This is a genomic window from Nocardioides nanhaiensis, assembly GCF_039542785.1.
Lineage (GTDB): Bacteria > Actinomycetota > Actinomycetes > Propionibacteriales > Nocardioidaceae > Nocardioides > Nocardioides nanhaiensis.
In genome coordinates this window covers 341,404-357,572 of the sequence record NZ_BAABIM010000004.1, presented here as the reverse complement: position 1 = coordinate 357,572, position 16,169 = coordinate 341,404, and the positions used below count along the sequence as shown (strand labels likewise).

At 73.0% G+C, this 16,169-nt stretch carries 14 protein-coding genes; 8 read left to right on the top strand and 6 right to left on the bottom strand.

Annotation, left to right across the window (positions count from 1 at the left end; genetic code table 11):
- The first annotated feature begins 78 nt into the window (after nt 1–78).
- The 7 genes from pyrH (at nt 79) to ABD948_RS18685 (ending at nt 6,120) form a co-directional block, all read left to right on the top strand.
- Complete coding sequence (gene pyrH, locus ABD948_RS18715; RefSeq protein WP_345268753.1) at nt 79–792, top strand: UMP kinase; 714 nt, start codon at nt 79–81, stop codon at nt 790–792.
- Between the two features lie 73 nt (nt 793–865).
- Complete coding sequence (frr, locus tag ABD948_RS18710; protein ID WP_345270397.1) at nt 866–1,420, top strand: ribosome recycling factor; 555 nt, start codon at nt 866–868, stop codon at nt 1,418–1,420.
- 19 nt (nt 1,421–1,439) lie between these two features.
- Complete coding sequence (locus ABD948_RS18705) at nt 1,440–2,378, top strand: phosphatidate cytidylyltransferase (RefSeq protein WP_345268750.1); 939 nt, start codon at nt 1,440–1,442, stop codon at nt 2,376–2,378.
- A 58-nt stretch (nt 2,379–2,436) separates the two neighbouring features.
- Nucleotides 2,437–2,877, top strand: coding sequence for a hypothetical protein (locus tag ABD948_RS18700; RefSeq protein ID WP_345268747.1), 441 nt, complete (start codon nt 2,437–2,439; stop codon nt 2,875–2,877).
- 68 nt (nt 2,878–2,945) lie between these two features.
- Nucleotides 2,946–4,070 carry a dual-specificity RNA methyltransferase RlmN gene (gene rlmN, locus ABD948_RS18695; protein WP_345268744.1) on the top strand — a complete coding sequence of 375 codons (1,125 nt, stop codon included), beginning with the start codon at nt 2,946–2,948 and terminating at the stop codon, nt 4,068–4,070.
- 6 nt (nt 4,071–4,076) lie between these two features.
- Nucleotides 4,077–4,871: a GNAT family N-acetyltransferase gene (locus ABD948_RS18690; RefSeq protein WP_345268738.1), complete on the top strand. Its 795-nt coding sequence runs from the start codon at nt 4,077–4,079 to the stop codon at nt 4,869–4,871.
- An 85-nt stretch (nt 4,872–4,956) separates the two neighbouring features.
- Nucleotides 4,957–6,120 (top strand): glycosyltransferase family 4 protein, encoded by a 1,164-nt coding sequence (locus tag ABD948_RS18685; RefSeq protein ID WP_345268735.1) that lies wholly within the window; start codon nt 4,957–4,959, stop codon nt 6,118–6,120.
- 13 nt (nt 6,121–6,133) lie between these two features.
- Here the strand turns inward: ABD948_RS18685 and ABD948_RS18680 are convergent, their stop codons facing one another.
- From ABD948_RS18680 to ABD948_RS18655, 6 genes are all read right to left on the bottom strand, one after another.
- A complete protein-coding gene (locus ABD948_RS18680; protein ID WP_345268732.1) occupies nt 6,134–7,231 on the bottom strand; it encodes an LOG family protein in 1,098 nt (365 codons plus the stop codon).
- 50 nt (nt 7,232–7,281) lie between these two features.
- Nucleotides 7,282–8,166, bottom strand: a complete 885-nt coding sequence (locus tag ABD948_RS18675; RefSeq protein WP_345268728.1) for a serine protein kinase RIO — start codon at nt 8,164–8,166, stop codon at nt 7,282–7,284.
- Between the two features lie 170 nt (nt 8,167–8,336).
- Nucleotides 8,337–9,608: a YeeE/YedE family protein gene (locus ABD948_RS18670; protein WP_345268725.1), complete on the bottom strand. Its 1,272-nt coding sequence runs from the start codon at nt 9,606–9,608 to the stop codon at nt 8,337–8,339.
- A 101-nt stretch (nt 9,609–9,709) separates the two neighbouring features.
- The gene (locus tag ABD948_RS18665; RefSeq protein WP_345268722.1) at nt 9,710–10,846 is read right to left on the bottom strand and encodes a hypothetical protein; all 1,137 of its coding nucleotides are present in this window, start codon (nt 10,844–10,846) and stop codon (nt 9,710–9,712) included.
- A 163-nt stretch (nt 10,847–11,009) separates the two neighbouring features.
- On the bottom strand, nt 11,010–12,974 hold the full coding sequence (locus ABD948_RS18660) for a hypothetical protein (protein WP_345268720.1): 1,965 nt from the start codon (nt 12,972–12,974) through the stop codon (nt 11,010–11,012).
- 265 nt (nt 12,975–13,239) lie between these two features.
- A complete protein-coding gene (locus tag ABD948_RS18655) occupies nt 13,240–14,607 on the bottom strand; it encodes a rhodanese-like domain-containing protein (RefSeq protein WP_345268717.1) in 1,368 nt (455 codons plus the stop codon).
- Between the two features lie 89 nt (nt 14,608–14,696).
- Here ABD948_RS18655 and ABD948_RS18650 point away from each other — a divergent pair, with 89 nt between their 5' ends.
- Nucleotides 14,697–16,169, top strand: coding sequence for a M1 family metallopeptidase (locus tag ABD948_RS18650; protein WP_345268712.1), 1,473 nt, complete (start codon nt 14,697–14,699; stop codon nt 16,167–16,169).

Here is a 16,169-nt window from a genome sequence, read left to right as displayed (position 1 = left end):
CCCGGCGTCATCGGCTAGGTTGCTGCCCGGGCGCCACCCGCGCCCGTCCCCTGGCGAGCTCCTACCTGCGGAGGTTCCGTGTCCGGCTACAAGCGCGTCCTGCTCAAGCTCTCCGGCGAGGAGTTCGGCGGCGGCAAGGTGGGCGTCGACCCCGACGTCGTCCAGACCATCGCGCGCGAGATCGTCGCCACGGTCAACGCCGGCGCCCAGATCGCCGTCGTCACGGGCGGCGGCAACTTCTTCCGCGGTGCCGAGCTGCGTCAGCGTGGCATGGACGGCGTCCGTGCCGACTACATGGGCATGCTCGGCACCGTCATGAACTGCCTCGCCCTGCAGGACTTCATCGAGAAGCTCGGCGTGGAGACCCGCGTCCAGACGGCCATCACGATGGGTCAGGTGGCCGAGCCCTACATCCCGCGGCGGGCCGTGCGGCACCTGGAGAAGGGGCGCGTGGTCATCTTCGGTGCCGGCATGGGGCTGCCGTTCTTCACCACCGACACCGTCTCGGTGCAGCGCGCGCTCGAGACCCACTGCGAGGCGGTGCTGGTCACCAAGAACGGCGTCGACGGCATGTACACCGCCGACCCGCGCAAGGACCCCTCGGCCACCAAGATCGAGGAGATCACCTACGACGAGGCCATCGCCCAGGGCCTGAAGATCATGGACCAGACCGCCTTCTCGCTCTCGGGGGAGAACAAGCTGCCGATGATCGTCTTCGGCCTGCTGCCCGAGGGCAACATCCTGCGCGCGGTGCAGGGTGAGAGGATCGGCACGCTGGTCCGCGCCGGTTGACCCCGCCGCGCCCGCCCCACGACGAGCAGCACTGACGAGCAGCACCGACGAGCGAGCACAGGAGACACCGGTGATCAACGACATCCTCAAGGAAGCCGACGCCAAGATGGACAAGTCGGTGGAGGCGACCCGCGAGGAGTTCGCCGCCATCCGCGCCGGCCGGGCGACCCCCAGCATGTTCAGCAAGATCTTCGTGGACTACTACGGCACCCCCACCCCGCTGCAGCAGCTGGCCTCGTTCACCGCGCCCGAGGCGCGCATCATCATGATCGCGCCCTACGACATGGGTGCGATGGCGGCGGTCGAGCGTGCGGTGCGTGACTCCGACCTGGGCGTCAACCCCAGCAACGACGGCAAGGTCCTGCGGTGCGTGTTCCCCGAGCTCACCGAGGAGCGGCGCAAGGAGTACATCAAGCTGGCCCGCGCAAAGGCCGAGGACGGCCGTGTCGCCGTGCGCAACCTGCGTCGCACGGCCAAGCAGAACCTCGAGAAGCTCGAGAAGGACGGCGAGGTCGGCAAGGACGACGTCACCGGCGCCGAGAAGAAGCTCGACACCGTCACCAAGAAGCACACCGACGCGATCGACGAGATGCTCAAGAACAAGGAGGCCGAGCTGCTCGAGGTCTGACCTCGACATCTCTCCCTCGATGAGCGGCCCCCCCGAGAACCTCCCGCCCGCACCCGCCACCGCGGGTGCCGGACCGACCCCTCGAGGCCCGGCAACGCCCCCGGTCCAGCCCCCGGTCAAGGACCACGGTCGCGCCGGGCGCGACCTCAAGGCGGCGGTCGGTTCCGCCGTCGTGCTGCTCGTCGCCATCGCCGGCTCCCTGTACTTCTGGAAGCCGGCCTTCATGCTCATCGTGGCGCTGGCCGTCGTGGTGGCCATCTGGGAGCTGCGCCAGGGCCTGCTGGCCAAGCAGATCGACCTGCCCGAGCAGCCGCTGATGCTGGGCGGCGTGATCATGGTCGTCGTCGCCTACGTGTGGGGCACCGACGCGCTGGTCACGGCCACGGCCGTCACCGCGCTCGTCGTCATGCTCTGGCTGCTGCGCCGTGGCATCGAGGGCTACGTGCAGACGGCCACGGCGTCGGTCTTCACCCTGATCTACGTGCCGTTCCTCGGCTCCTTCGTGGCGCTGCTGCTCTCCGAGGGCGGGCTGGGCGGGGGTGGGCTCGACGACGACGGCGTGGCCGGCATCCTGACCTTCATCCTGGTCACCATCGCCTCCGACATCGGCGGCTACGTCGCCGGCGTGCTGTTCGGCAAGCACCCGATGGCGCCGATCATCTCGCCCAAGAAGTCCTGGGAGGGGTTCGCCGGCTCGATGGTCTTCACCGTCGCCGCCGGCCTCGCGCTGGTGGTCTTCCTGCTCGACGGTGACTGGTGGGTGGGCGTCGCGCTCGGGATCATCGCGGTGGTCATGGCGACCCTGGGCGACCTGTGCGAGTCGGTGATGAAGCGCGACCTCGGCATCAAGGACATGAGCCAGGTCATCCCCGGTCACGGCGGTCTGATGGACCGCCTCGACTCCCTGCTGGCCACCATCGCGCCGATCTGGCTGCTGCTGCACTACCTGGTCTTCTGAGGCTCGCTCGCGGCCTGTCGAGGCCCCTGCCAGCCCCCCTGCGCCTACGCTGGCGGGGATGAGCAGCGACGACGGCAGTGCGGTGACGGCGCGGGAGGCCCCCTCCGCGGAGCGACCGCGCGCCGTCGCACCCGCCGACCGGGCCGGTCAGGCCGGTCAGACGGGGGCCGAGGTGCCGGACTCCGGTGCGGAGCGCGGCTGGTGGCGCCGCGACCACCCCACCTTCTCGGCGCTGCTGGGCTTCTACACGGGGCTCGTCACCGTCATCGTGCTCCCCGGCGGGTTCGCCGCGCTGCTGGCCGCCCTGGTGAGCAGCGAGCGCGCCAGCAGCCTCTACCCCTTCGTGCTGGTGGTCTTCGCGATCCCGCTGGCGCTCCTGGTGCCCGAGCGCACGCGCCGCTTCGCGCGGTACATGCTCCTGGGCACGGTGCTCACCGCCCTGGTCGTGGTGCTGGTGGCCGCCGTCACGCTGTTCTTCCTGGTGCGCGCCGACCGCTGAGGGCGGGCGCGACCCGGCCGGGCGAGGGTTGGGGCACCGGTGGGCCGCGGTGCGACACTGGGTACGTCATGTCGCAACCCACGCCCCTGCCCCTGGTCTTCGACGAGCCCCGCGGTCGTCGCAAGCCCCCGCGCCACCTCGCCGACCTCACCCCCACCGAGCGCGCCGAGCGCCTGGTCGAGCTGGGGCTGCCGGCCTTCCGGGCCAAGCAGCTCTCGACCCACTACTTCGCGCGGCTGGTCGACGACCCCGCGCAGATGACCGACCTGCCCGCGGGGCAGCGCGCCGAGCTGGTCGCTGGGCTGCTGCCCGAGCTGATGACCCCGCTGCGCACCTCCGAGGCCGACAAGGGCACCACGCGCAAGACGCTGTGGAAGCTCTTCGACGGCGCGCTGGTCGAGTCGGTGCTCATGCGCTACCCCGAGCGGGCCACCATGTGTGTCTCCAGCCAGGCCGGCTGTGGCATGGCCTGCCCGTTCTGCGCCACCGGTCAGGGCGGCCTGCAGCGCAACATGAGCACCGCCGAGATCGTCGAGCAGGTCGTGGCCGGCGCGCGGTCACTCGCCCGCGGCGAGGTGCCCGGCGGGCCGGGCCGCGTCTCCAACGTGGTGTTCATGGGCATGGGGGAGCCGCTGGCCAACTACCGGGCCGTCGTCGGTGCGGTGCGCCGACTCACCGACCCCGCCCCCAACGGGCTGGGCATGAGCGCACGCGGTGTCACGGTCTCCACGGTCGGCCTCGTGCCGCGGATGCTGCAGCTGGCCGAGGAGGGCATCCCGGTCACGCTGGCGCTGAGCCTGCACGCGCCCGACGACGAGCTGCGCAACGAGCTGGTGCCGATCAACACCCGCTACTCGGTGGCCGAGACGGTCGAGGCGGCCTGGACCTACGCTCGCACCACCAAGCGGCGCGTCTCGATCGAGTACGCGATGATGCGCGACATCAACGACCAGGCGCACCGCGCGGACCTGCTCGCCGACGTGCTGAACTCCTACGGCGACTGGGGCTGGGTGCACGTCAACCTGATCCCGCTCAACGAGGTGCCCGGCTCGCGGTTCACCCGCTCGCGCGAGGAGGACATGGACGAGTTCGTCCGTCGCCTCGAGGCCCGCGGCGTGCCCACCACCGTGCGCGACACCCGGGGCAGCGAGATCGACGCCGCCTGCGGGCAGCTGGCGGCCACGGCCGACTGAACGAAGGTGGACCGCGACGAGGTGCTGGCGGCGGTGGCCGCGTGGATCTGGACGCCGGACGAGGCCGAGCGCGTCGAGACCGAGGAGTACCTGCTCACCCGCAACCCCGGCTGGTTCCAGCACCCGCTCACGCTGCACTGGCTGCGGCCCCGTCGTCCCTGGCGCGAGGTGCTCGAGGAGGTGCTGGAGCAGGCGACGCTGCTGGGTGGCGGCACGCTGGACTGGCACCACCGGCTCGACGCCCCGCCGGAGGTCGAGCAGCACCTGCGAGCAGTGCTCTCCGCTCGCTTGCACGAGACCCTCGACGTGTTCGCGCGGTCCCTCGAGGCCCCGGGTGACCAGCTGTCGTCACCCGCTCCGCCCGAGGGCGTCGAGCTGCGCTGGGTCGACGACGTCGAGCGGCTGCGCGAGGCCGACGCGGTGGGGGCCGCCGTGTTCGGCGACGATCCACTGCCCTCCGAGACGCTGGAGCGGCACGCCGCCGTCGCGGTGCGTGACCTGCGCGTCGGCCGGGCGGCGCGTGTGGTGGCCTACGCGGACGGCGAGCCGGTCGGCACGAGCGGCGTCACCTCGCGGGGGAGCGCCGCGGGACTCTGGGGAGGATCGGTCGTGGAGCACGCCCGTGGGCGGGGGATCTACCGCGCGATGCTGGAGGCGCGGCTGGCGTGGGCCGCCGGCCACGGGATGCGGCTCGCGCTCGTGAAGGGCCGGGTCGAGACCTCCGGTCCGATCCTGCGCCGGTCGGGGTTCGCCGAGTTCGGGCAGGAGCGTGCCTGGTTGGTCGCCGTCGACGGCTCCTGACCCCGGCCAGGCCGTCGGGCGACGTTCACCGGGCGGCCACGCAGGGCTCCTCACCCGTTGCGCCCGCCTGCCTAGCGTCCGGGGCATGGCCGAGATCCTCGCCCTCCCTGCCCGTACCGACCGGCTGCGCGTGCTCCTGGTGGCCGAGTCGTTCCTGCCGCAGGTGAACGGGGTCACCAACTCCGTGCGCCGGGTGCTGGAGCACCTCGAGAGGGAAGAGCACGAGGCGGCGCTGGTGGCGCCGACCGGCCCCGAGACCTACGCAGGCTTCCGCGTGGCGCTGGCCCGCGGCGCCAGCCTGCCCTTCTACCGCGACTTCCGGATCGGTCTGGAGACGCGGCGGCGCCTGCGCACCGAGATGCTGCGCTTCCGCCCCGACGTCGTGCACATCGCCTCGCCCGCCACGCTCGGCTACCAGGCGGCCCGGGCCGCCCAGGAGCTCGGCATCCCCACGGTGGCGATCTACCAGACCGACCTCGTGGGGTTCGCGGAGCGCTACCAGATCCCCGGCGGCGCCCGGGCGATGGCGCGGCTGACCCGTGCCATCCACACCCGGGTGGACCGCACGCTCGCCCCGTCGACGGCGAGTCTGCGCCAGCTCGAGGAGCTCGCGGTCCCCGGCACCGCGCTGTGGCCTCGTGGCGTCGACCTGGAGGCGTTCCACCCCCGCTACCGCGACGCCGCGCTGCGGGAGCGGCTGGCCCCGGACGGCGAGCTGCTCGTCGGCTACGTGGGTCGCCTCGCGCCCGAGAAGGAGCTGGAGCTGCTGAGCTGCCTGGCCGACGACCCCGGGCTTCGCCTGGTGGTGGTCGGGGGCGGCCCCGAGGAGCAGCGGTTGCGCACCCTGCTCCCCGGGGCCCGCTTCCTGGGTGTGCTGCACGGCGAGGAGCTCTCGCGGGCCTACGCCTCGCTCGACGTCTTCGTGCACACCGGCCGTCACGAGACGTACTGCCAGTCGGCCCAGGAGGCGCTGGCCGCCGGGGTGCCCGTGGTCGCCCCGCGCGCGGGCGGTCCGATCGACGTCGTCGACGACGGCACGGCAGGCCTGCTCTACGCGCCCGGCGACGCAGTCGAGCTCGCGGCCCACGTGCGGCGCCTGGCGAGCGACCACCTGCTGCGACGCCGGATGGGCCAGGCTGCCCGTGCCAGCGTGCGTGACCGAGGGTGGGCCGCCGTCAACGACCGGCTGCTCGACCACTACCGCGAGGTCTCCGGTCGCTCGGCTGCCGGAGGGTTGCTCGCAGGCTGACCCCCGTCAGGCACTACTCCCCGGCGACCAGGGCGGCGGCCTCCTCGACGGAGTCGGCGAGGTGCACGTGCTCCTCCATGGCGCGCCCGCGCGCGAGCGTGCGCAGCAGTGGCCACGCGGGCAGGGTCTCCGTCCAGAACTCTCGGCCCAGCAGCACCATCGGTGCGACGGCGGACTCGTCGGCGTAGTAGTTCTCGCAGGCGTCCTGGAAGACCTCCTGCACCGTGCCCGCGGCGCCAGGCAGGAACACGATGCCGGCGTCGCACACCTCGAGCAGCAGCGCCTCCCGGGCGGGGTTGCCGAAGAACTTGGCGATACCCGTGGCGAAGAGGTTGGGCGGCTCGTGCCCGTAGTGCCAGGTGGGGATGCCGAGACTCTCCGTGAGCCGGCCGCCGGGCGCAGTGGTCTGCCGGAGCACCTCCTGCGCCGTGCGCACCCAGGCGGCCACCGACGGCTCGAAGGAGGGGACCTGCGCCAGCTGCGAGGTCGCGTCGTCGAGCGCCGCTGGGGGCAGGTGCGAGAGCGCTGCTCCTAGGTTGGCCGCCTCCATGGCACCGGGGCCCCCGCCGGTGGCGACGGTGGCGTGGGCGGCGAGGGCACGGCCCAGGCGAGCGGCGTCGTCGTAGGCCGGCTGACCACGCTGGGCCGCGTGCCCTCCCATGACCCCCACGAGCCGTCGCGGTGCGACCCACGCGGCCAGGGCCGCGTCGACGGCGTGGTCGTGCAGGGTGACGGCGAGCTCGTCCTCGGCCGTGTGCAGGTGCTGCGACCACGCGTAGGCACGCGCGTCCAGGGTGCGCGGGTAGTCCGCGTCGTCGTACAGCTCCGCTGCCGTGTAGAGCGTGGTGCGGTAGGCGTCCACGGGGCAGCCGTCGAGGTCGGGGAGCACGAGCGCGCCACCGGCCTCCAGGCGCTCGACGTCGGCACCGGTGAGCCGGCAGCCGAGCAGGAGCGCGCCCGCGGGGTCGAGCCGCCCGAGCACCTCCGAGGAGTCGCGCAGGTCGAGCCGACGCAGCCGCCAGCCGCGCATGGAGCGCGCGCCGGCCTCCACGCGCCTCTCCAGCTCTGCGACGGTGCCCACGTCGATGACCCGTCCCCGGCTGCGCCTCACCCGGCCGAGCCTACGGGCCGGGCTCGGCCGGATGAGGTGTCAGTGGGTGGTCACAGGGCCGTGGCGACCAGGTCGGCGAACAGCTCGTGCTCGTCGACGTCGAGCCCTCGCGACCGGAACCACGAGCAGACGTTGGCGCAGTCGCGCTGCAGCAGGTCGAAGCCCGCGGGGTTGCCCACCAGGTCGACCACCTGCGGGAGGTCGATGAGGACCAGCCGCTCGCCGGCGGCCAGCAGGTTGTAGGGCGAGAGGTCCCCGTGCACGAGCCCCTCCTGCGCCAGGCGGGCCATCGCCTCGCGCAGCTGCTCGAAGTAGGAGCCGAGCAGCACCGGGTCGGGACGGGTCTGGGCCAGGCGCGGAGCGGTCTCCTCCGCGTGCTGCACCCACTCCATGAGGATCTCGGTGCCATCCAGCTGCACGGGGTAGGGCACCGGCAGCCCCAGGCCCCAGCAGCGCACCAGTGCGTTCCACTCGGCTGCTGCCCACTCGCCGGCAGCCACCTGCCGACCCCAGGTGGATCCGCGCTTGAGCGCGCGCTGGTCGCGCGAGCGGCGCACGCTGCGGCCCTCGGTGTAGGCGGCCGAGCGGTGGAACGTGCGGTGCTCGCTGCTGCGGTAGCGCTTGGCGGCCATCACGACCGCCTGCTCGGGCTCGTGCGGGTCCCCGCGCTCGAGCAGGAAGACGTCGGCCTCCTTGCCGGTCTTGAGGATGCCCAGCTCGGTGTCGACCGCGCCGCGCGAGGTCACGACCCAGTCGGGGCGTGGCTCCGGGCCGCGGCAGAGCGGCTCGACGTCGAACCAGGTGGACCAGCGCTGGCCGTCGTCGACGTCGTCGTAGGTGCGCCACTCGACGGTGAAGCGCGGGTCGAGCGGAGGTGCGAGAGGGGTGTTGCTGTCCTCGTCAGAGGAGTCGAACTGTGGGAGAGCGTTGCTCACGATGGGTGCTCCGATGTGTCGGGAGGAGGCGGTCTGCGGGCAGGCCGGTGACAGTCGTGGTCATGTCACGCTCCTCTCGTCGGGCACCCGGGGTGGGCACGCACGTGCGCCCAGGGTGGGGGAGTCCCCACCCTGGGCGCAACGGGTTTTCGGATCAGGCGGGTCGGCCGTCAGCAGACGCTGTCGCTCGGCTTGGGGTTGCCCAGGCCGAAGAGCGGCCGCAACGCGAGACCGCCGAACGTCCCGATGACGGCCATGACGCCCCACAACCAGCCGTGCAGGCTGAAGGAGGCGATGCCGCCGAAGTAGGCGCCGATGTTGCAGCCGAACGCGATGCGCGCGCCGTAGCCCATCATGATCCCGCCGAGGACGGCACCCAGCGCGAGCTTGCCCGGGATGCGGCGGTGCAGCGTCCAGGCGCCCGCGAGCGCCGAGGCCACGAGGGCGCCCACGATGATGCCGAGGTCCATCACGGAGGTCTTCTCTGCCAGGAACCCGGCCTGGTACTTGGCCAGGTTCGCCGGGTCCTGCCAGAAGGACCACGACAGCACGTCGACGCCCACGGCGTCGAGGATCTTGGAGCCCCACAGCGAGAAGGCGAAGGTGACGCCCCAGGCGCCTCCCGAGACCAGCAGGGTGAGGGCGTTGAGGCCGGCGAGGAGCAGCGCGCCCACCCACAGCGGCCAGGAGCCGCGCAGCGCCCGCGTGACTCCGTGCGCCACCGGCGCCGGCTCCACCGGGGGCACGCTGCGCTTGCGTCCCAGGGCGAAGGTCAGCCAGACCACGAGACCCATGACGGCGAGCGAGATCAGCCAGGCACCGAGGTAGCCGCCGCCCACCTGCGTGAGGGAGACGGGGTCGTGGGCGGGCAGGCCGGTCCAGAACGGGAAGGTGAAGGCGCCCAGCACGGAGCCGACGATGAAGCCCGTGAGCGTCAGCAGGATCGCGGTCTGGCCCGAGCCGATGGCGAACAGGGTGCCGGAGGCGCACGAGCCACCCAGCTGCATGCCGACGCCGAACAGGAAGGACCCGACGAACAGCCCGAACCCGATCGGAGCCAGGGTGGGAGCGGCCGGCGTCCCGAAGAACGAGGCCTGCGTGGCCAGGATGGGTGCGAAGAGCGTGCACGCCACGGCCAGCATCAGCATGTGCGCGCGCAGGGCCTTGCCCTGGCGCACCGCGACGAGCTGCCGCCAGGCGGAGGTGAAGCCGAATCGGCTGTGGAACAGCACGAAGCCCAGGGCCAGGCCCAGCACGAACAGGATGCCGGGCACCTGTCCGGACCGGGCGAAGATGATGCCGCCCAGGATCAGGGCGATCCCCAGGCCGCTGAGCACCACGTTGACCTGCGGCGGCCCGGCGTCGGGGGCCTCGGGTTCGGTGGTGCGGGTGGCGCCGCGCGAGAGCACGCGCAGGCGCTGCGGCTTGTCGATGGTGGACACGGGTGTTCCTTTCCGAGAGTCCGGCCGCGTGGTCCGCGGTCGTGGCCCCGGGGGTCAGGTACCCCTCGGGGCGGAGGGAGCAGGTGGTGGGTGGGTGGGAGTCAGCCCGCGGGGGCGCCGATCGGCGTCACGGTGCCGCCCGGGAACCACGCCACCTCGGTCTCGTGGGCGTGGCCGCCTCCCATGCTGGGCATGACGGCGGCCCGCGAGGCGGCGTAGAGCGTCGTCGAGCCCGGCGCCGAGGCGTCGTCGCCGACGGCCCGCCAGGCCGCGTACGCCGAGGCGGTCGGCGACTGACCGGGCAGGTAGGTGGCCAGGGTGTTGCTGAACTCGCGAGCACCCGGGTCGCGGATGTCGAAGTCCAGCGCCAGCACCACGCCGGGGGTCGAGTCGACCACCTGCGGGGTCAGCAGCCACGGTGCCAGCCAGGTGCCGTCGTTGCGGATCGGCTGCTCGGTGGGCGGCAGCGCCCACGTGTCGGCCAGGCTCGTGGCGGCCTCCGCCCACCCGCTGACGACGAGCAGCGCGTTGCGCGTGCCCGGGCGCTGCGCAGGGTCCACCACCGCGACGCCCGCCGCGGTGGCGGCCTGCTGGACGGCCTGGAGGGCCTCCTGGCTGCGGGCGGACCCGTCGGCGGCGACCGCGACCTCCTCGACCCCTCGCGCGGCGAGCGTGTCGACCACGGAGACGAGGGAGGAGCGGTCGGCCTCGGAGAGCTCCGCAGCCGGGCAGGTGGTGGTGGTGGTGCCGGCGCCGTCGGCCCCGGCCAGGAACGCCGCGCTCGCGGCCGCGAGGCACTCGGGACCGTCGGGTCCCGTCCAGAGCGCTCGTGCGTCCTGGCCCGCACCGTCGTCGCGGCCGGTCTCGACCGGGAAGGGGACCCGGTGGCGTGGCCCGTGCGTGACGAGCACCGTGCCCGTCCCCTCCGGCAGGTCGACGACGGCCCACAGGCCGTCGGTGCCCGGCCGAGGCGTCGCCTCGACCAGGTCCTGCTCGCTCGTGCCCACCTGCACCGGGAGCCCCCGGTGCTGGCGGTGGGCCTTCGCGTCGAGCGGCAGGGTGTCGACCCGTACCAGGTTCGGCCCCGGACGGGCCGGGGCCACGCTCACGGTGAAGAGCACGCGGTCGTGCTCGAGCCGCTGCACCGCCGGCGTCCCCGGCTCGCGCTCACCCCCCAGCACCTGCTGCCCGGCGGCGAACGCCTCCTGCTCGGCGCGCAGGGCGTCGCCGTCGCGCACCGGTGCGCTCGTTCCCGACGCCCCCGAACCGCCCGGCCCGCCCGGCCCGGCGGGCCGGGTGGCGGCGTACCCCGCTCCTCCGACGAGGAGGAGCGAGGCCACGCCGGCCACCACGACCCGCCAGGCCGCGGCGTGCTGCCGCGAGGGACGTGCGGGGGTGCCGTTACTTGATGTCGGCATCAGCGGTGACGAAGAGCATCGAGTGCGGCTTCGCCGGTCCCCAGTTGCCGTGCGGCCACGACTCGCGGTCGAAGTCCAGGCACGCCTCACCGGTGAACTCGTCACGGAAGGTGGTGTCGAGCTCCATCGTGCCGTCGGCCTGGTCCTCGACCATGCAGACGCGGTGGTCGCCGTTGAGTCCGCTGCGGGCCACGAAGTAGTTCGAGTAGGCGAACCGCTCGGTCTCCTGCGTCTCCCGGTAGAAGCCGTCCTCGCCGAGCTCGAGGTTGTCCAGGGCACCCCAGTGCGGGCCACCGCGGGCGGGCAGGACGTCGACCACGGCCGGGCAGTCGGCCTCGGCGCCACCCTCGGTGGTCTCCTCGATCGTGTCGATGTTGCAGCTCGGGTCACCGCCCGAGGCGAGCAGCGACTGGATGTCGAGCTTGAGGATGTAGGGCGGCGAGCCGGGGTCGTTGTCCTTGGGCTGACGACCCACGACGGCGTGGTAGAGGTACTTGTCGTCGAGGCTCGTCTGGATCCAGCCGCCGTTGCTGCCGCCGCCGTAGGGGTCGCGGTCGGGGTCGGCGATCTTGTTGGAGGTGGTGAGGTCGAAGACCTCGCGCCACTCCGGCTTCGCGGCGGTGATGTCGGGCGTGTAGTAGATGGCACCGCCCTGCATCGTGCTGGCGAACGCGCCCTTGTTGCCTGGCTGGTTGGTCACCGTCGTCTCCATGACGGCCCGCGACTCCTCGTGGTGCGGCACCCGGCCCTCGCGCGGACCGTCGGGGAGGAACGAGACGGCCTTGAGCTTCGGCTTCTCGGGGTCGGAGATGTCCCACGTGCGCACGGTCGGGCGGCGCAGGTAGGGCGAGAGTGCCGGGATCGGGTTCAGGATGATGTTGCGGGGCTCGTTGTAGTCGCTGGTGATCAGCGTGTCGAGATCCTCGCGCGCCTGCACGCCGTGCGGGTTGGCGCAGGTGGGCACCGAGAGCTGCGGGATGGAGTCACAGCGCTGCTCGGTCTCCGCGGTCTCCGGGGTGGCCGGTGCCTCGTAGACGGTCTTGCCGTTCTCGTCGAGGCGCACCAGCTCGCCGGGCGAGCCGCCGAAGCCGTTGCCGAAGCGCACCGAGCCGTCGCTGTAGACGCAGGGACCGGGCGCGTCGGGGCCGCCCATGTAGGTGCCGTAGGCGCCGCCGTCCTTCGTGACCCAGTAGGCGTCGGGGACCGAGCCGCACAGGGTGTCGGTGGGCAGGTTCACGTGCTTGAGCGTCAGCTTCGGCAGCTCGGAGGTGTCGATGACGTAGGTGACGTCGGTGAAGAGACCTCCGGCGAAGATGTTGTGGCCCTTGTGCCAGATGTACTGCATGTGGTGCGGCTCGTTCTCCACCAGCGGCCCGACCGTCGCGGTGTTGACCACCTCGCCGTAGGTGGGGGAGTCCTTGGTGGCATCGACGACGGCGAAGAAGTCGGGACCGATCAGGTCCTTGGTCTTGCCGATCTGGCCCTGCACGATCTCGCCGGGCAGTGCCGTGAGGTCGGCGCCGGTCCGGTCGAGGATGTTGTTGTCGCCGGCCCAGACCACGAGGTACTCGCGCTTGATCCCGTCGTCCGGGACGGTGCCGCCGGAGTCCTGGCCACCGAGGCCGAGGTCGACGAGCGCGTCGCCCAGGCCGAGGTCCTGCAGCAGCGTGGTGGGCAGCGCCGATGCGTCGAGGTTGTTGGTGATGTCGTAGGTCTTGCCGTCGCCGCCGGTGATGGAGCTGACCGACGTGATGATGTCGCCGGTGAGGCCGGACTCCAGGAGCCCGGCGAGCAGCTGGTTCAGCAGGCTGCTGGCCCCGGGCTCGGTGGTGACCGGTCCGGTGGGGTCGCCGGCGTTGCCGGTGGTGCCGGTGGTGCCGGTGGTGCCGGTGGTGTCGGCCAGTGCGGGGGATCCCGCGAGGCCGCTGCCGAGCAGCCCGAGGGCCACCGCTGCGGCGCCGAGGCGGGCGCGTGAGCGCCGGCGCCCGGAGCGGGGTGTGGAGCGAGGTGAGGAACTGACAGGGGTGTGCAACGTACTCGTACCTCCCGAGGAGGTGCGGCCCCATGAGCCGCACACAGGATGAGCAGGATCTGACCCGGCGATGCCGGGTGGTGGTGCAGGTGCCGGGACCCGAGGTCCCGGGTGGATCGGGGATGGGTGGGGGGCGCCTCCTTCGTCGTGGTCGTGGTCGGAATCGGGCCGTGGGGTCTGGTCAGGCGGCGGCGTGCTGGCCGCTCACCAGGGGCAGGTCCTGCAGGTGCTCCCAGGTGTCGTCCACGTGCACGACCCGTCGGCCCAGCCGGTGGAGGAGACCGGCGGCGATGCCGGCGCGGTAGCCCGAGCGGCAGTGCACCCAGAGCTCGCCCACGGGCAGGCGCGGGCCCACCTCGGCGAGGTCCTGCAGGGGCACGTGGAGCGCTCCGGGCAGGTGCCCGGCCGCCCACTCGTCGCGCTGGCGCACGTCGACGACGACGGGTCGCGCACCGGTGGCGAGGGCGCCGCGGTACCCCGCCCAGTCGGCGCGGCGGTAGGTGGCCGTCAGGTCGGCAGGGTCCTCGAGCACGTGGGCGCCGACCCCCTCGATGCCGATGCGGGCCAGGTCGCGCAGCGCCGGCTCGAGCACCTCGGGGGTGTCCGTGAGCAGCACGATGTCCTCGCCCCACGGCACGAGCCAGCCGGCGTAGGTGGCGAACTGGCCGGAGTACTCCATGCCCACGCTGCCGGGCAGGTGCCCCCGGGCGTGCGCCTCGCGCGAGCGCAGGTCGATCACCCAGCTGCCGGCGAGCACGGCGTCGGTCACCTCCTCGCGCGTCACGCGGCGGGCGGGCCGGGGCTCACCGGGGCCGCGCCGGTTGAGCGGCGCCATCTGCCGGTAGTAGGTGGGCACGGGGCCGAAGCCGTCGACGAGGTCGGACACGAAGGCCTCCTGGTGTCGGGGGTGGGTGGCCAGCACGGGGTTGGCGCGGAGCTGGTCGGCGAGGGTCACGACAGCGCCGGGGTCGGCGGGCGTCGCGCTGCTGGCGGCGCAGAAGCTGCCGAAGCCGTGCGTGGGCAGCAGCCGGGTGCGCAGGTCCAGCTCGGCGAGCCGTCGGGCGCTCGACCACTGGGCGCGGGCCAGCTGGTGGGTGAGGGCGGGGTCGACCAGGTCGGTGCGCCCGACGGTGCCGTGCAGCAGGCTGCCGCCGGAGAACAGGGCGCCGGGGGCGCCGGTCCCGGGCTCGCGCACCAGGAAGGACTGGTGGTGGCGGGTGTGACCGGGGGTGGCGATGACCTCGACGTCGAGCTCGCCCACGGGCACGTGCTCGCCGTGGCGGACGCCGACGCGCTCGAAGGAGACCCGCTCCTGCTCGGAGAGCAGGTAGTCGGCACCGTGGCGACGCGCCAGGGTCAGTGCGCCCGAGACGTAGTCGTTGTGCACGTGCGTGTCGGCCACGGTGGCGATCTCGACACCGGCGTGTTCGGCGGCGGCCTCCACCAGCGCCACGTCGCGGGGCGGATCGACCACCAGCGCGCGCGCTCCGTCGTGCACCAGGTGGGTGCGGTTGCCGAGCGAGCCGACCTCGATCGTGATGACGTCCATGGGGACCTCCTTCTAAGTCGAGTAAGTTAGGTGAGAATGGGTCGTCTGGCAACCCCGGTGCCGTCGGCTCGCCGGAGTAGGGTCCGTCCGTGCCCGACCGACCAGCCCCGTCCTCGCGACGCCGCCCGTTGCTCCTGCTCGCCGTCCTCGTCGCTGCCGCGGCCCTGCTCCTGCCGCCCGCCGCCGCCCAGCGCGCGGCGTCCGCGACCATCGACGACGTCGCCACGGCCGCGGCCCGCGCGGGCGCCTCGGGGATCGGGGACCGGTACTTCCCGGCCGACGGCAGCGGGGGTATCGACGTCACGACCTACGACGTGCACGTGCGCTACGACTTCGCCCGCGGGTTGCTGGCCGGCCGCACCAGGATCGTGCTGCGCACCACCCAGGCGTTGCGCTCGTTCGGGCTCGACCTGCTGCTGCCGGTCCAGGCCGTGCGGGTCGACGGCCGGCCCGCCGGCTTCAGCAAGCCCACCCGGCACGAGCTGCGTGTGCGCCCGACGCGGCCGCTCGCGCAGGGCCGCCGGGTCGTCGTCGTCGTGGACTACGCCGGCCGGCCCGGGGAGCTCTCCTACCTGGGGGAGCGCAACTGGCTGGCAGACCGGCGCGAGGTGGTGACCATGAACCAGCCGCACATGGCGCCCTGGTGGTTCCCTGCCAACGACCACCCCAGCGACAAGGCGCGCTTCGACATCCGGGTCAGCGTGCCGCGCGGCCGCGAGGTGGTGAGCAACGGCGAGCTGGTGCGCCGCTCCGTCCGTGACGGCGTGGCCACCTCGCACTGGCGCTCGCGCGAGCCGATGGCCACCTACCTGGCCTTCTTCGCCGCCGGCGACTTCGTGGTCGAGCGCGGCCGCACCGACGGGCTGCCGTGGGTCAACGCGGTCTCCGCGCAGCTCCCGCCGCGGGTCCGTGCGGGGCAGCAGCGGCTCCTGCGCCGCACCCCGGGCATCGTGCGGTGGCTGGAGCGCGAGCTGGGCGACTATCCCTTCCGCAGCACCGGAGGAGTCGTCACGGCCCTGCCCGTCTACTTCGCCCTCGAGAACCAGACCCGCCCCACCTACTACGCGGGCTCACCCGACGACGTCTCGCTCGTGGTGCACGAGCAGGCCCACCAGTGGTTCGGCGACTCGGTGGCGCTCGAGCGCTGGCGCGACATCTGGCTCAACGAGGGCCTCGCCACCTGGTTGGAGGTGCGCTACGCCGAGACACACGGCGGTCCCTCGGGACCGGAGTGGTTGCGCGACCAGTACGCCTCCCGGCCGGCGGGCGACCCGTTCTGGCGCCTGCGCATCGGCGACCCCGGCGCGGCGCGGATCTTCGACGAGGCCGTCTACGTGCGCGGGGCCATGACGGCCCAGGCGCTGCGCGAGCGCATCGGCGCGGCCGACTTCGGGGTGCTGCTGCGGCGCTGGGCCGCCACCCACCGCCACGGCAACGCCACCGGGGTGCAGTTCCGGGCCATGGCCGAGCAGGTCAGCGGTGAGGACCTCGACGGCTTCTTCGCCGCCTGGCTCGACACCGCGAGCCGGCCCGCGCCCACCGCCGCGAACGGGCTCGGCTGA

What these genes read in the sequence shown, in the direction of transcription:
- ABD948_RS18655 (WP_345268717.1), bottom strand. Translation starts at nt 14,607, where the DNA reads ATGGACGTCATCACGATCGAGGTCGGCTCGCTCGGCAACCGCACCCAC.
- ABD948_RS18705 (WP_345268750.1), top strand. Translation starts at nt 1,440, where the DNA reads ATGAGCGGCCCCCCCGAGAACCTCCCGCCCGCACCCGCCACCGCGGGT.
- rlmN (WP_345268744.1), top strand. Translation starts at nt 2,946, where the DNA reads ATGTCGCAACCCACGCCCCTGCCCCTGGTCTTCGACGAGCCCCGCGGT.
- ABD948_RS18700 (WP_345268747.1), top strand. Translation starts at nt 2,437, where the DNA reads ATGAGCAGCGACGACGGCAGTGCGGTGACGGCGCGGGAGGCCCCCTCC.
- ABD948_RS18685 (WP_345268735.1), top strand. Translation starts at nt 4,957, where the DNA reads ATGGCCGAGATCCTCGCCCTCCCTGCCCGTACCGACCGGCTGCGCGTG.